At 58.1% G+C, this 14860-nt stretch carries 15 protein-coding genes; 7 read left to right on the forward strand and 8 right to left on the reverse strand.

The window, feature by feature from the left end; translation table 11 throughout:
• The first annotated feature begins 67 nt into the window (after nucleotides 1-67).
• Both ACXHRN_RS04930 and puuD read left to right on the forward strand, forming a co-directional pair.
• Nucleotides 68-1612 carry a tetratricopeptide repeat-containing sulfotransferase family protein gene (locus ACXHRN_RS04930; RefSeq protein WP_488640225.1) on the forward strand — a complete coding sequence of 515 codons (1545 nt, stop codon included), beginning with the start codon at nucleotides 68-70 and terminating at the stop codon, nucleotides 1610-1612.
• A 129-nt stretch (nucleotides 1613-1741) separates the two neighbouring features.
• Nucleotides 1742-2983 (forward strand): urate hydroxylase PuuD, encoded by a 1242-nt coding sequence (gene puuD / locus ACXHRN_RS04935; RefSeq protein WP_488640226.1) that lies wholly within the window; start codon nucleotides 1742-1744, stop codon nucleotides 2981-2983.
• A 20-nt stretch (nucleotides 2984-3003) separates the two neighbouring features.
• Here the strand turns inward: puuD and ACXHRN_RS04940 are convergent, their stop codons facing one another.
• Nucleotides 3004-4047 (reverse strand): hypothetical protein, encoded by a 1044-nt coding sequence (locus ACXHRN_RS04940; RefSeq protein WP_488640227.1) that lies wholly within the window; start codon nucleotides 4045-4047, stop codon nucleotides 3004-3006.
• Nucleotides 4048-4260: 213 nt separating this feature from the next.
• Between ACXHRN_RS04940 and guaD the strand changes: the two genes are divergently transcribed.
• From guaD to vapC, 3 genes are read left to right on the forward strand one after another with little or no spacing between them, the layout of a single operon-like run.
• Complete coding sequence (gene guaD, locus ACXHRN_RS04945) at nucleotides 4261-5574, forward strand: guanine deaminase (protein WP_488640228.1); 1314 nt, start codon at nucleotides 4261-4263, stop codon at nucleotides 5572-5574.
• A 54-nt stretch (nucleotides 5575-5628) separates the two neighbouring features.
• Nucleotides 5629-5841, forward strand: coding sequence for a type II toxin-antitoxin system VapB family antitoxin (locus tag ACXHRN_RS04950; protein ID WP_488640229.1), 213 nt, complete (start codon nucleotides 5629-5631; stop codon nucleotides 5839-5841).
• Nucleotides 5838-6227 (forward strand): type II toxin-antitoxin system VapC family toxin, encoded by a 390-nt coding sequence (gene vapC, locus ACXHRN_RS04955; RefSeq protein ID WP_488640230.1) that lies wholly within the window; start codon nucleotides 5838-5840, stop codon nucleotides 6225-6227. The genes ACXHRN_RS04950 and vapC overlap by 4 nt, the downstream gene beginning before the upstream one ends.
• Nucleotides 6228-6268: 41 nt before the next feature.
• Here the strand turns inward: vapC and ACXHRN_RS04960 are convergent, their stop codons facing one another.
• The 3 genes from ACXHRN_RS04960 to ACXHRN_RS04970 are packed head-to-tail and all read right to left on the reverse strand — an operon-like array spanning nucleotide 6269 to nucleotide 9079.
• Nucleotides 6269-7702, reverse strand: coding sequence for a multicopper oxidase family protein (locus tag ACXHRN_RS04960; protein ID WP_488640231.1), 1434 nt, complete (start codon nucleotides 7700-7702; stop codon nucleotides 6269-6271).
• A 54-nt stretch (nucleotides 7703-7756) separates the two neighbouring features.
• The gene (locus tag ACXHRN_RS04965) at nucleotides 7757-8128 is read right to left on the reverse strand and encodes a hypothetical protein (RefSeq protein ID WP_488640232.1); all 372 of its coding nucleotides are present in this window, start codon (nucleotides 8126-8128) and stop codon (nucleotides 7757-7759) included.
• 54 nt (nucleotides 8129-8182) lie between these two features.
• Nucleotides 8183-9079 (reverse strand): AraC family transcriptional regulator, encoded by an 897-nt coding sequence (locus ACXHRN_RS04970; protein WP_488640233.1) that lies wholly within the window; start codon nucleotides 9077-9079, stop codon nucleotides 8183-8185.
• 200 nt (nucleotides 9080-9279) lie between these two features.
• Between ACXHRN_RS04970 and ACXHRN_RS04975 the strand changes: the two genes are divergently transcribed.
• Together ACXHRN_RS04975 and ACXHRN_RS04980 are read left to right on the forward strand one after the other, a co-directional pair.
• The gene (locus ACXHRN_RS04975) at nucleotides 9280-9411 is read left to right on the forward strand and encodes a hypothetical protein (protein ID WP_488640234.1); all 132 of its coding nucleotides are present in this window, start codon (nucleotides 9280-9282) and stop codon (nucleotides 9409-9411) included.
• Between the two features lie 13 nt (nucleotides 9412-9424).
• A complete protein-coding gene (locus tag ACXHRN_RS04980) occupies nucleotides 9425-9784 on the forward strand; it encodes an Atu4866 domain-containing protein (RefSeq protein ID WP_488641831.1) in 360 nt (119 codons plus the stop codon).
• A 561-nt stretch (nucleotides 9785-10345) separates the two neighbouring features.
• Here the strand turns inward: ACXHRN_RS04980 and ACXHRN_RS04985 are convergent.
• The 4 genes from ACXHRN_RS04985 to ACXHRN_RS05000 form a co-directional block, all read right to left on the reverse strand.
• Nucleotides 10346-10612 carry a Txe/YoeB family addiction module toxin gene (locus ACXHRN_RS04985; protein WP_488641832.1) on the reverse strand — a complete coding sequence of 89 codons (267 nt, stop codon included), beginning with the start codon at nucleotides 10610-10612 and terminating at the stop codon, nucleotides 10346-10348.
• A gap of 1 nt (nucleotide 10613) precedes the next feature.
• Nucleotides 10614-10877, reverse strand: coding sequence for a type II toxin-antitoxin system Phd/YefM family antitoxin (locus ACXHRN_RS04990; RefSeq protein ID WP_488640235.1), 264 nt, complete (start codon nucleotides 10875-10877; stop codon nucleotides 10614-10616).
• 55 nt (nucleotides 10878-10932) lie between these two features.
• Nucleotides 10933-12627, reverse strand: coding sequence for an adenine deaminase (ade, locus tag ACXHRN_RS04995; RefSeq protein WP_488640236.1), 1695 nt, complete (start codon nucleotides 12625-12627; stop codon nucleotides 10933-10935).
• A 90-nt stretch (nucleotides 12628-12717) separates the two neighbouring features.
• Nucleotides 12718-14697: an acyltransferase family protein gene (locus ACXHRN_RS05000; protein WP_488640237.1), complete on the reverse strand. Its 1980-nt coding sequence runs from the start codon at nucleotides 14695-14697 to the stop codon at nucleotides 12718-12720.
• Nucleotides 14698-14860: the final 163 nt, after the last annotated feature.

Consider the following 14860-nt stretch of genomic DNA (forward strand, 5'->3'; position numbering starts at 1 on the left):
GCCTGCAACAGCCCCGGACAAGCCGTTGTTGGCAGTATCGCTCGATGTAATCTGGCGAGAGACAAACGTGGCGATTTCGACGGCAGAGAATCTGGCAGGCGATAGCGTCGCGCTGTTGGAGAGCGGGTTGCGCGACCCCGACATGTCGCGGGAAGGTGCAGCCCAGGTCTGGCGCCAGCTCGCCAAGATGATGCTCGGGCAAAATTCGCTCAAGCTTGCCGTCGAAGCGCTGCTGGAGGCAGTTTCACTCGATCCCAATGACGGTGAAACGTTCTTCGATCTCGGCAATCTGCTCTATCGGACGGGCCAGATCGAGGCTGCGGTCAGCGCTTTCCAGCAGGCGTCTCGGCTTGCACCGGATAATGCCGGCGTCTGGCACAATCTTGGCAACGCGCTTTCGCAGGCTGGCGATAACAGCGCCGCCAAGGTCGCTCTCTACGAGGCGGTGCGGCTCGAGCCGAGAAACGGCACTTTCGTGCGGACGCTTGCAATGCATCTGCTGGAGACCGGACGGAAGGAGGCCGCGCGGGCTGCCTTTGCCTGGCTTGTGGAGATCTCGCCCACCGATGGATTGGCGCATCTCAATCTGGCCGGGCTCACTGACTACAGCCCTGACGATCCGCACATTGCCACCATGCAGAGGCTTCTCAAGGAGCCCGGTACCGCGCTCGACGATCGCATCGGTCTCGGTTTCGCCCTGTTCAAGGCGCTGAACAGGGCAGGTGACCATCCCCGCGCGTTTTCCTATCTCGAGGTTGCCAACCGCCTCCGGCGGGAAACACTTGAGTATGATTTCGAACCGGAGCGGGTTGCATTTGGCGCGATGAAGCGGTTCTTCACTGCCGACTTCCTGCACAGCGTCAGTGACATAGGATTTGCGGAGGCCGCGCCGATCTTCATCGTCGGCATGCCGCGTTCGGGAACGACGCTGACAGAACAGATATTATCGTCCCATTCGGCCGTTGTGGCGGCGGGAGAATCAGCCGCGCTCCGCGATCTGGTCAGGGAGTTCTTCGGCAAAGCGGAGCCGAGCGGACTGATCTTTACCGACGCCAGCTTTTCGGCGGATACTGTCGCCGAAATGGCAAATTTCTACCTGTCACGGCTGGGCGTCGCGCAAAAAATGTCGCAGCGGGCGACCGACAAGATGCCGCTCAATTTTCGATGGGTCGGCATTGCCGCCGTGATTTTCCCGAACGCACATTTCATCCATTGCATGCGCGATCCGATCGAGACCTGCTTCTCGATCTATTCGAGCCATTTCGTCACCGGCGGTAATCACTTCAGCCATGATCTGTCCGAGCTCGGTACCTATTATCGGGAATATGCTGAACTGATGGACTATTGGAAGACTGTTTTGCCGGACCGCATCCATGACGTGCATCTCGAGGATATGGTGGCGGATCAGGAGGTCGAGACCCGGTTGATGCTGGAGTTCTGCGGCCTAGGTTTCGAACGGCAATGCCTCGATTTTCAGGAAAATACCAATCGCGTGCGGACGCTGAGCGCCACGCAGGTGCGCAAGCCGATCGAAGGCGGCCATGCCGATCGAATTCGCCCCTATCTGCCATATCTCGGCAGGCTTCGCGAGGAACTCGCCGACCTTGCCTGATCCGGATCCGCTCTGCTCGAGCGGTCGAGATTAGGTCGGGATACTATCCCGGTTTTGCCGTTCACCCTTTGCGCAGCCCCTGAAAATATGGGAGTAATTTCGCGGGGCTGGAGAGAAACGGGGAACTGAATGTACGAATACGCCATAGCCTGGGAATGGCTCGCCTTTGCGGTTCGCTGGCTGCATGTGATCACGGCAGTCGCCTGGATCGGCTCGTCATTTTACTTCATCGCGCTCGATCTTGGTTTAGTGAAGCGTCCTGGCTTGCCGGTGGGGGCCTATGGCGAGGAGTGGCAGGTGCATGGCGGCGGCTTCTACCACGTCCAGAAATATCTCGTGGCGCCCGCTGCAATGCCCGAACATCTCACCTGGTTCAAATACGAGAGCTACTTCACCTGGTTGTCTGGTTTTGCCATGCTGGCGGTCGTCTACTACGGCGGCGCGGACCTTTTCCTGATCGACCGGCATCTGCTTGATGTGTCCGTGCCCGTGGCGATCCTGATTTCCATGGCGTCGCTGTCGGTCGGCTGGATCTGTTACGATCTGCTCTGCAAGTCGCCGCTGGGAAAAAATACCTGGGGCTTGATGGGGCTGTTGTTCGTTCTGCTGGTGGCCATGGCGTGGGGCTACATGCAGATCTTCACAGGCCGCGCCGCCTTCCTGCATCTCGGCGCATTCACGGCGACGATCATGTCGGCCAACGTGTTCTTCATCATCATCCCGAACCAGAAGATCGTCGTTGCTGATCTGATTGCTGGCCGCACGCCCGACCCCAAATACGGAATGATCGCCAAGCAGCGGTCGCTGCACAACAATTATCTGACGCTGCCGGTGATCTTCTTCATGCTGTCGAACCATTACCCGATGGCGTTCGGTACACAGTTCAGCTGGATCATCGCCGGTCTGGTGTTTCTGATGGGCGTGACGATCCGCCACTGGTTCAACACGGTGCATGCGCGCAAGGGCGAGCCGCACTGGACATGGTTGCTGACGGCGTTGCTGTTCATCGCCATCATGTGGTTGTCGACCGCGCCGAAAATTCTGACGGGCGAAAAGGAGGCGAGTCTCGCGCCGACCTTCCAGCGCTTCGCTGACGACGCTCATTTCACCAAGGTGGTGGAAACGGTGGCCGGACGCTGTTCGATGTGCCACGCTGCCGAACCCGTCTGGGAGGGCGTTACCTTTCCGCCAAAGGGCGTGATTCTCGACAATCAGGTTGCTATCGCCACCCATGCCCGTGACATCTACCTGCAGGCCGGCCGCAGCCATGCCATGCCGCCGGGCAATGTCAGCGAAATCACCGATGATGAGCGCAAGCTGCTGGTGGCATGGTATGAAAGTGCTGTTTCGCGCGGCGCCGGACAAAACTGAGTATCGGCTTGTGTCGCAGATCAGGCATCCAAGATGTCGGCGAAGTCCGTGACGATCCGGAATCGGTGGAAGAAATCCACGATTTTCTGACGGTTCTTGCCGGTAATGGCGGCGCCACGACCTGCGACACCTTTGTTGAAATGCTCGTTTTTCGATCCGCCCTGGCTTAGTTCCTCGGTCAGGCGCGGAATGTCAGCTTCGGAGGCTCCGAGCTTTTCAATGATCCGGGTCGCGAGCACGGATTTGTCGCCCAGAATGTCGGTCTCATAGCTCACCCACAAGGGGCTGATGTCGCGCTGTTGTTCGCAAAGCTTCCAGCTGGCGTAGTATCTCGCATACCAGGGGAGCTGAAGATCGAGCAGGAATTCCATTCTGTCCTCGAATTCCATCGCGAACCAATCTTCGGGGAATCCAAATCGGAGGAACCTGTTCTCCGTCGTTGTCGGATAGAGCTTTCGGATATGTTCGTCGAAGCTCACGAACGTGTCGAAGACGTTCCGCTTGGTGATGATCGGCTTGACATTGTAGAGCGCCGCCTGCTTGCCGAGATATGGGGTGCATATCATGTGGTGATGCGCGACATAGCCTTTGGGACCCATTGCCGAGGTGAGCAGGGCGACTTCATCGATGTCATGATCGCGAAGCGCGCCGCCCATCGTGTAGTGTCCATAGCTTTTTGAGGACTGGAGCGTGAGGCTGACCTTGGAGAGATCGAAGGTTCGGACGAGGGCGCCTGACAGAAAGGTGGAGCCCGTCTTGGGCGCGGAGGCGATAAGCACACGATGTGTCTGCGTGTTGGCGGCGACGATGCGGGCCATTGCAAGGCTTTTGGCCCAGGCATTGATATTAAAGAGCTTTGCGGGCTCTGCGCCGGCCGGGAGATGTGGAACGCAAAGCGGATGATTGACGGCGCCCACGGCCAGGAGCAATGTCCTGAGCTCAGGATCCTTGTCGTTGAACGCTTCGTCGGCAAGACTTCTCGCCGCCTCAAGGTCAACCTCGTGCTGCAATCTTTCGAAGAAGGCTTTTCTCTTTTCTTCGCGAAAGTCGCTGTGTTCGGTCAATTCACTGCTCCGGATCCGTTTGGTTGGCTGTTCGCGCGACGGCTCGCCACCATTTTACGCCTAACGCTAGATTGAAATACTTGTGTCGGGCTTGCTGGAACGCCCTTCGGAATCCCTTTTCTTCGCAATTGGATGCGGGTATTCCTTGCTCCACAAACAAAAAGGCTGCGGCAGCAAGTGCTCCCGGCCACGTGTCCAGTACAGGATCAGAGAATGAGCATATTGCTTCGCGGTCGCCTTTTGTCGTTCACCCGGGAGCCGCAGGACCTGTTCGATGACGGCAGCTATCACTACGTCAACGATGGCGGGTTGCTGATCGAGGATGGTATCGTCGTCGCGATGGGTGATTTTGCAGACGTTTCAAAATCTGCACCGGAAGGCGTCGAGATCGTCGACCATCGACCACATCTGATCATGCCCGGATTTATCGACACGCATTTGCACTTCCCGCAGATGCAGATTATCGGCTCTTACGCCGGCAGCCTGCTCGAATGGCTCAACACCTATACCTTCGTCGAGGAGCAACGCTTTTCCGATCCCGCGCATTCGGCGCGGATTGCTGTCCGCTTCTTTGACGAGTTGATCCGGCATGGTACGACGACGGCTGTCGCCTATTGCTCGGTCCACAAGGTTTCCGCCGACATGTTTTTCGCCGAAAGCCTGCGCCGCAACATGCGCATGCTGGGCGGCAAGGTGATGATGGATCGCAATGCGCCGGAAGGCCTGCGCGACACCCCGCAGCAGGGCTACGACGAGACCAAGGATGTGATCGCGCAATGGCATGGCAAGGGGCGCAACCACGTGGTGATCTCGCCGCGCTTTGCCATCACCTCGACACCGGAACAGATGGAGATGGCGCAGGTGCTGGCGCAGGAGTATCCCGAGCTCCATGTTCAGACGCATCTGTCGGAGAACCGCGCCGAAGTTGCCTATGCATGCGAACTCTATCCGCAAGCGAGGGATTATACGGATATCTACGCACATTACGGGTTGCTCGGGCCTAAAAGCTTGTTTGGTCACTGCATCCACCTGTCAGATCGGGAAGCCGATGCGATGAGCGAGAGCGGCTCCGTCGCGGTCTTTTGCCCGACCTCCAACATGTTTCTCGGTTCCGGCCTGTTCGGGCTGAAGCGGCTGACCAAGCGCGAGAAATCTGTGCGCGTTTCGGTGGCGACCGATATCGGTGGCGGCACGTCCTACTCGATGCTGCGGACGCTCGACGAAGGCTACAAGGTGCTGCAGTTGCAGGGCGAGCGAATGACGCCGTTGGAGAGTTTTTATCGCATGACGCTCGGCAATGCCCAAGCGCTGGGGCTGGCTGACAAGATAGGTACGCTGGACGTGGGCTCGGATGCCGATATCGTGGTCCTCGACGCTCGCGCCACGCCGGCAAGCGCGCTGAAGATGGAAGTGGTAAAAAAACTCGCCGAGGAGTTGTTCCTGATGCAGACGATGGGAGACGATCGGACCATCGTCGAGACTTATGTGGCGGGCAGGAAGGCCAAGAGCGGGATCGGCCTAGCTTGAAACAGTCGTCGTGAATGTGTATATTTAACGAGATTTATACACATTGGAGGCGATATGCGAACCAACATCGATATCGACGAAGACTTGCTCGACGAAGCCATTGAACTCTCCGAATTGAAGACCAAGAAAGCCGTCGTCGAGGAAGCTTTGAAGGCAATTGTTCTCCAGCGGAAACAACGCAGGGCGCTCGATGAACTCTGGGGCATCGGTTGGGAGGGCGATCTCGAAGAGATGCGGCTGGGCTTTCCGTCACTCGACGAGAAATGATAGTCGTCGACTCTTCAGTCTGGATTGATTTCTTCAACAGGGTTGAAAATGTTCAGACATCCAAGTTGCACAACGTGCGGAACATCGAGGCAGTTATCGTCGGGGATATCGTCCTCTTCGAGGTTCTTCGAGGCGCGAGAGATGACGCACATGCGCGGCGCCTTGACGGTCGTCTGCGGTTGTTTCAAACCGGTGTGATGCTGGACCAGGTGCTCGCGCGGCAGGCCGCAGCCAACTATCGACGCCTGCGAAGCCTCGGTATCACGGTTCGGAAGTTTCCCGACATGATCATCGGGACCTATTGCATCGAGAACAACCACCAACTCTTGCATCGCGACCGCGATTTTGCGCCGATGGTCGAGCATCTCGGCCTGCGGGAATTCTAAACAGTGGGCCGGGTCGCCTCGGCCCACTGCCGTTTCAGAAATCAGCCTACACTCATATAGCCCATCATGCCGCTCTCCATATGGTAGAGGTGGTGGCAGTGGAATGGCCAACGGCCTGCGGTTCCCGCATCGAAAGCGATCCGCACGGTCTTGCCGGGCGGCACGAGGACTGTGTCACGGAGCGCGCCGGACATGGCTGCTCCATCTATTCCCGTAATCTGGAAATGATGACCATGCAGGTGCATCGGATGCGCCATCATGGACATGTTCATCATCGATATTTCGACGCGCTCGCCGGGTTGGGCTTGCAGCGCTTCGGCACCCATCATGCCCCACTTGTAGCTGGCCATGTCGCCGGTCAGGTGCACCATGAATTGGCGGTCGGCTTTGCGAGACGGAAGCGGTGACGTGGATCGCAGCTTACTTTCGAGCATCAGATCCAACACGGGACCTTTGTTATCGGCTGTGGATGCGAGCTTCGTGACCGTCGCGCCTTTCGTGGCGAGGATGATGCCTGTTCGTTCCGCTGCGCCTTCCCGTAGCGCCAGGATTGGAAAATCGCCACCATCCCTCGGGATTTCGAGGAGTAGATCGATCCGTTGGCCCATGCTCATCGGAAACAATCGATCCGTCACAGACTCCACTGCTTGCCCGTCGACGGAAAGAACCCTGGCGTCGAGGCTGCCCGTCGAAATGCTGAAAGCGGTCGACGCTGCGGCATTGATGATGCGCAGGCGCACCCTGCCAGATTTCTCGACGGCGACTACTTCCGGATCGTCAAGCGTCCGGTCGTTGGCGAGATAGGCGTCATATTCGATGTCGTTGAGATCCATGCCGCCCATGGACTCCATGTTCATCGAACTGTGGTCCATCGCACCCATATCCATGGCGTCCATGTCCATTGCACTTTGATCCATGGAATGGTGCGCCGCGGCCTTGCCGCCGGTGAGATTGGCAAGCAGTTCTGATGCGGGAGTGAAAGAGAAATCGTGCAGCAGCAGCACGACCTCCTGCATGTCGGCCTTCTTGTCCTCCTGGGAATGGACGACAAGTGGAGCGGCGAGCAGGTTCTGCTCCTGCAGCGTATGGGCGTGCATCCAATAGGTGCCAGGGCGTTCGATGGCGAAATTGAAGGCGCGGGCCTCGCCGCCGGCCAGCATCGGCAGGGGATTGTTGCCGACACCATCTTGCTTGAAAGGTGGGGTCAGGCCGTGCCAGTGGACGATGGTTGGCTCATTGATCTCGCTGGCGAGATTGAGCGAGAAGCGCTCGCCGGGTGCGAATGTCAGCCCCGGCACCTTGCCGCCCTCTGCAAGGCTGAAGACCGTGGCAGCCTTGCCGTTGATGTCGAGGGTTCGGGTGGAGATGCGCAGGTCGCGCGGAGTTGCTGCCTGGGCAGGGAGCGCCAAGCCTGAGGGCAGCATGACGCTGCCGGCAATCAGTGCCGACGATTTGAGGAATTGTCTGCGGTACATGGGTTTTGCTTTCGTTGGACGATTGGAGAGCCTCAGAAGGCCGTTTCAAATGGGTCAAACGAAGCGGGATATGGGCGGCTCCAATGGCGGGCCGAGCGACCAACCCTCAAGAATTTCCGCTGGGAGATGCGGGATCAGCGGCGCACCGATCATCGGAGCCGGGAAGTCTATCCGGAAAGGCGCAAAGCCGGTGACACCGAGGCAGTGGATCAGGCATGCGAAGGCTGATTTGTCGGGAAGCGGCTTGCCTTGATGGTGCATCGCCTTGCCGTGGTCTATCATGGCGGCCGGATGCGTCATCGCCGGCATCCCGCCCATGCCCTTGTTCATGCCGTTATGGCACGGCATGCCGAAAGCCATTGCGGGTGCGGCGGCAAGCCCCGTCAGCATGCAGACGATCAGCAAAAGGCGAGACCAGAAGCGCATCCGTGTTCCCATGTTCGAGTGGCAGTCTAGCGACTCGTCTGCAGGTTGCCAACCTCAGGCATCGGCGTAGCGTTGCGGCTCGGATCGCAGCCGGTCGATATCGCGCTGGGGCGGCGCGCCGAACAATCTTTTGTATTCGCGGCTGAATTGCGAGGGGCTGTCGTAGCCGACTTCGTAACCGGCGCGGGCGGCATCGAAGGAATGGCTGAAGATCAGCCGCCGCGCTTCCTGCAGGCGCAGTTGCTTCTGGTATTGCAGCGGGCTCATCGCGGTGGCCTGGCGGAAATGCAGGTGCAGCGACGAAGTGCTCATGCCGGACAGGGATGCGACTTCCTCGATGCGGATCGGCTTGGCATAATTCTCCTTGATCCAGCTGATGGCGCGGCCGACATTGCGGTTGCGGTTTTCTGGCTCCAGCATGCGGCGGATGAAGGCGCCCTGGTCGCTCTTCAGCAGGCGATAGAGAATTTCCCGCTCGATCAGCGGCGCCAGTTCCTCGACGTCGTCCGGGGTCTCGTGAAGCTTCAGCAACCGGATCGCTGCATCGATGATCTCCGGTGGCGTATGGCTGATGGCAATGCCACGTCCTGGCTCGACAGCGCCCGCAGGCGGCGACTTCATCAGCATTTCGGCGCACAAGTCCATGTCGAGTTCCAGCCGCACGCAGAGATATGGTTCTTCGCTGGTCGCGCCAACCACCTGACCGATGACCGGCAGGTCGACCGAGACGAGCAGATGCTGCATGGGGCCGTAGCGAAAGATCTCCTCGCCGACGATGACCTGCTTCATGCCCTGCGCAATGATGCAGATCGCCGCCTTGTGGACGGCGTGCACGGGATCACTCGGCTTGGAGACCCGGACGATCGACAGGCGCGGCACGGACGTCGCCTGCACGCCATCATTCTCAGCGTATCGTGCAATCAGGCTTGCGAGTTCTTTATGCTGTTTCATGATGAAGTTCCGATTATCTGTCATAATTTCAGATGATTGACAGTCAATTTCTACGCCGTTGACGTTGGAAATCAAAGGCCATTTTCTAAATTCTGGAGAATTGTGCAATCATCGTGGAGAAATGTTCTACCACTCAAGCCGACCTTTCCTCCATATTGGCGTTGTCAGATACAACGCAACCCGATCAGAAAGGAACGACGATGACCGCTTTGACCAAACACATAAATGTCATCTGGGATTTCCCGGTGATGGTTTTCAATATGGGGCGCGAAAAATTAGCAAAGATTTTTGCAAACCGCGATGAAGATGAAGGGAGATGGCTCAATGGCTAACAACGGAATTCTATTGAGCGCCGTGGCGTTTTCGATCTCGCTCGTGGCCGCCCTAGCCTCGTTTGGACCCGCTTTGGGTGAGACGGCGCGGCGCAAAAGCGAAATTCATGGAGATGTTGGTATGGGTGAACAGAAATTTTCAGGCCTGTGGGTGACCGGAGATGGCGAGATCCGCCATGAATTGCTGCCCAATGGCCGCTATGTCGAAGCACGTGGACCGCGCGAGGCGGCCTATGAGGGTCAATACTGGATCGATGGCAACCACATCGAATATAAGGACGACACCGGCTTTACCGCCGATGGCGATTTCAAGGATGGCATCCTTTATCATGCCGGCATGGTGCTCTATCGCCGCGACCAGTCGCTGCAGTGAATGAGTACGCAATCTTGAAGATGTGAAAGAGCGTTCACGCGGCGGGTTTCCGTCCGTGGCATGAAGAATGAGACCGGAGAGCCGCGCGAAAGCGTTGCCTCTGGTTTTGTTTTATTAATGGCTTCGCTTTCGCGCGGCCACGAGGTGTTCTTCGGAGCCTGTCCGGGCTCCTTCAGACGCGGTCCTGCTTCGCTGCACGAGGATTTTAAGCCTCGCTTGCATGGCGGACCCAAACCGACCTCCGGACAGGAGGAAGGGGGAAGCCTGTGACGACGGCATCTTGCAATGCCGCAGCGTCCCGCGTCTCTTTCGTCTCGTTTCATACGTTTTGAAACAAGACGAAAGCACCTCATTCCGCCTGCACACGAACGTCTCGCGATACACTCCGGCGACGGAACAGGGGTATTATAAAGGAGGTGTGGAAGGCGGGGATATTGGCGGATAAGAGATTGAGTATGTTGATATATTTCGATTCGGATGATCGGCGGATTTGGATTGTTTTCGCCGGATGACCCCCGCTCCAAGATGTTCAGATGTGGAATGACGGGGATAGAATTATTTTCAATAATGAAAACGGCACTGGGCGATGATCAATGTTTGGTCGTCGTCCTTACCTTTTACATAGTAGACGAGGCGATGCTCATGGTTGATGCGCCGGGACCAATAGCCCTTTTGGTCACCTTTTAACGGCTCCGGTTTGCCTATGCCGAAAAACGGGTGACGCAATGTATCTTTCAAAAGATCATTGATCCTTGCCGCAAGCTTCGGATCAGCATTCTGCCAATAGGAATAATCTTCCCATCCTCGGTCCGTGAAACCCAACAACATTTCAGTCGTCATTCACACCGGGAATGATCCGCAAAGTATACCTTCCGGCTTCGATATCCGCCTTGGATTCATAGAGGCGCGCAGCATTTGCAGGTGTGGAGAGCAGATAAAGTGTCTCCACCATTCCCTCATACTCATCCTTGCTGATCAACACGGCAGAAGGCTTGTCGCGCCGGACGATCTCAATCGGGGCGGCATCGTCGTTGACCTTGTCGAGCAGACCGGCGAGTTCCGCCCGCGCTTTGGAAAAGATTACAGTATCCATCGTTTACCTCATGACTTGTACCACATATGGCACAAGTCAGGGAGATTTACAACATTCACTCGATCAGCTCGAATTTGTCGACGTCTACCAGCCCCCTGTCCGAAATCTTCAGATGCGGAATGACCGGCAGTGGCATGAAGGCGAGTTGCAGGAAGGGCTCCTGCAACGTCGAGCCCAGCGCATAGGCCGCCTGCCGCAGGTGATGCAGCGTGTCACACACCCATTCATAGGGCTCGAGGCTCATCAGGCCGGCAACCGGCAGCGCAATTTCGCCCGTGATCTGGCCATCCTCGACCACGACGAAGCCGCCCTTGATCTCCGAAAGGCGGTTGGCGGCCATGGCCATGTCCTCGTCGCTGGCGCCGACCACGCAGATATTGTGGCTGTCGTGACCAACGGTGGAGGCGATGGCGCCTTTCTTCAGGCCGAAGCCCTGGACGAAGCCGGTGGCCATGTTGCCGTTCTTGCCGTGGCGTTCGATGATCGAGATCTTCAAGATGTCGTTTTGGAAATCGACCGTGGTCTGGTTGCCGCGGCTTGGCAGGCGGTAGCGGCGATGCTCGGTAATGATCTTGCCGGGGACGACGCCCATCACCGATGCTTCCGTATCACGCGCCGGCACCGCAAAATCAGCCGATGTCACTTGCCTCGCGCGGACACTGTCGAGTCCAACCGGTGCCACGGGCTTGCGGGTGGCAAACAGCGCATCATGCACCCGTCGCCCGGCCGCAAACACCATGTCGGCCTTGCAACTCTCAAGACTGTCGATGACAACCAGATCGGCGCGCCAGCCCGGGGCAATCAGACCGCGATCGCGCAGGCCGAAGGCCTTAGCGGCCGAGATCGAGGCAGCCCGATAGACGACCAGCGGGTCGACGCCGTTGGCGATTGCGGAGCGGATCATGAAGTCGAGATGGCCTTCCTCTGAAATGTCGAGCGGGTTGCGATCATCGGTGCAGAGCGCCAGATAGGGCGACAGGCGCTCGGTCATGATGGGCAGCAGAGCGTGCAGGTCCTTGGAGACGGAGCCCTCGCGGATCAGGATGTGCATACCCTTGCGGATTTTTTCGAGCGCTTCCTCGGCGCTGGTGCACTCGTGGTCGGTGCGGATGCCGGTCGAAAGATAGCCGTTGAGGTCGTTGCCGCGCAGCAGCGGGGCATGGCCATCCATGTGGCCGTCCTGGAAGGCCTCCAGCTTTGCCAGCGCGATGGGATCCTTGCGGATCACTCCGGGAAAATTCATCATTTCGGCCAGCCCGATCACCTTCGGATGCTTGCGGAACGGCAGCAGCCGCTCGATCGGCAGGTCGGCGCCGGAGGTTTCCAGATGCGTCGCCGGCACGCAAGAGGACAGCTGCACGCGGATGTCCATGATGGTCTGGTCGGCGGAATCGAGGAAGAACTGCAGCCCCTCAGTGCCGAGCACGTTGGCGATCTCGTGCGGATCGCAGATCACGGTCGTGACGCCATAGGGCAGCACGCAGCGATCGAATTCATGCGGGGTGACGAGGGAGGATTCGATATGCAGATGCGTGTCGATGAAACCGGGCACGACGATCTTGCCCGAGATATCGATTTCCGCCTTGCCGATGTAATCGCCTGAGGTCCCGACGATCCGGTCCTCACAGATGGCAATGTCGGAGACGACGAGTTCGCCGGTGACCAGATCGAAGAAACGGCCGCCCTTGAGCACGATATCGGCGGGTTCGCGGCCGGTGCCCTGGTCGATCAATCGTTCAAGTTTTTGCATCTGCCACTCCGATTCAAGATGGGAGCCAGTCTAGCCGGGTGGAGTGGGGAAGCAAAACGGAAAGAATGGGCAGGCGAGGCGGAGGCCCGCCTACTTGGTATCGAAGAGTATGCGATCCAGCCCGGGCAGACCAACCACATAGCTGGCGCGGAAATGGCCGTTGTCCTTCAGGATCGTGTGATTCTTGGCATCAAGCACGCTGCAGCGGTTGCCCTTGCACCAGCCGTCGCTGAGATCAGCGATGATGGTGTTTGCGGACTCCTGCCTGAACGTGTCGAACAGCGAGCGGATATTGGCCGGCGGAGTCCGGGAAATGTCGCGATAGGCTTGCAGGCCCCGGTTATTGAAAACGTCGGAGGCGAGATTGTCGGGTCCCGTGGAGCCGATGTCCGGGCTGGGCAGTCCCACCGCGACATCCTTGCCAAGTCCCTCCATTCTCTCAACGAATTGCTTGAGGTGCTCGATCGCCACAAGCGCGGTCCGCCTGCTGTTCACCTTCTGGCAGCCCGACGCCGACAAAACGCAGCTGCTCTGGTCCGGATTCTGATAATCGAGGTAATTGTTCCAGCTACCGATAATGGCAATGCGCTTGTATTTGGGGTCGCTCGCCAGGGCTTCGGCCAGAAGATTGAATTTTACGCATTTGGGACTGCTGTTGCGCGCCAGACCTAGTACCGGCGGGCACCCCGCCATCGTGGCAAAATCGACCGAAAGATTGCGGCTCGACGCTATGCTGGTGGCACGGGGAAACCACATTTGCGCATAGGAATCGCCGATGACCAGTGTTCTGCTGTCGGTCGCGGTGCCAAGGCTGCAAAGCCTCAGCTGGTCCTTGGCATCATACCCCTCGCAGCTTCCCGGGAAGGTCCAGTCGTCCTTGGCAACGATGGCATCGGCTATGATTTCGCGCGCATTTGCAGGCGACCTGCTGATGAAGCCGTCCTGCTTGTAGATGCCGTAGGGTAGAAAAGCGGCCAGCAAAAAGACGGCCCAGGCCGCGGCGAAGCGCGGTGAGCGGAAATGCACCGCATTGACGAGCTTGCGACCCGGTTCCTCCACGAAGCGGTGAGACAGCCATCCGAGCAGGATGCTCGCCGCAAAGCCCAGGGCAAGGCCGATGGCGGTGTCATTGCCGGTGTAGCGAAGGGCGACGAGGATCGGCCAGTGGGCGAGATAGATCGAGTAGGACCAGGCGCCGATCCGCTGGGCGACCGGATTGCCGAGCATGGTCGCCGGGCCGCAATTGGCTGATATGATCATGGCAGCGGCCAGCGCCGGCAGCAGCGTATAGACACCCGGCCAGGGCGTGTTCTTGGTGAAGATGAACAGCGTCACGAGCAGCAGCACGACGCCGATGGCCTCGAGAGCCCTCCGGGCTTTGATCGCCAGCGCCAGCGGGAAAAGATAGAGACAACCGCCGAGCAACATTTCCCAGGCGCGGGTTGGAAACATGTAAAACAGGAACGATGCGATCTTCGGGTTTCCCGCGAAGCTAAGCGCGATCGTGCTGGTGCACAACAGCACGAGGGACACGACGAAAATGGCGCGGTACAGCCTCGGGAACACACGAACGAGAAGCAGCACGATCAGCGGATAGAGGAGATAGAACTGCCACTCGACCGACAGCGACCAGGTATGCAGGAACCAGACATCCTCGGCGGTGGGCCCGAAATATCCGCTGGTGAAGAAAAACAGGATGTTGGACAGAAACGCCACGGCCGAGGCCGCCTGCAACGCCATGTCCTTGTAAGCGAGTGGATCGACAAACAGCCAACCCCAGGCAAGCGTTACGGCGACCATGACGACAAGGGCGGGCACGATTCTGGCTACGCGCGCCTTGTAGTATCCGATCAGACTAAATGTGCCCTTGGCGTGCGCTCCAAGTATAATTCGTGTCATCAAGTAGCCTGATATCACGAAGAAAACGTCGACGCCAGCATAGCCGCCGCCAACAAAAGGAACGCTGAAGTGGAAAAGAAGCACCATGAGAACGGCAATCGCTCTCAATGCATTGATGTCTAGCCGGAAGTCTTTTTTCAGGTAAAGAGTTTCTTTGGTTGTCGAATTCATCGCTCGCCTATGCGTGGGCGCCAGTTCGGCATCAGGTCAGGCGCCGGCTTGACAGCGATATACAAAATTTTATTGCGGTGCAACAAAAGAAAAGCGTTGTCCCGAGTTTGCAAACTTCCAGAACAACGCGGGCCGAAGCGCCATCTCGGAGCTGGGTATTTTC

The organism is Shinella sp. OV683 (assembly GCF_057787725.1).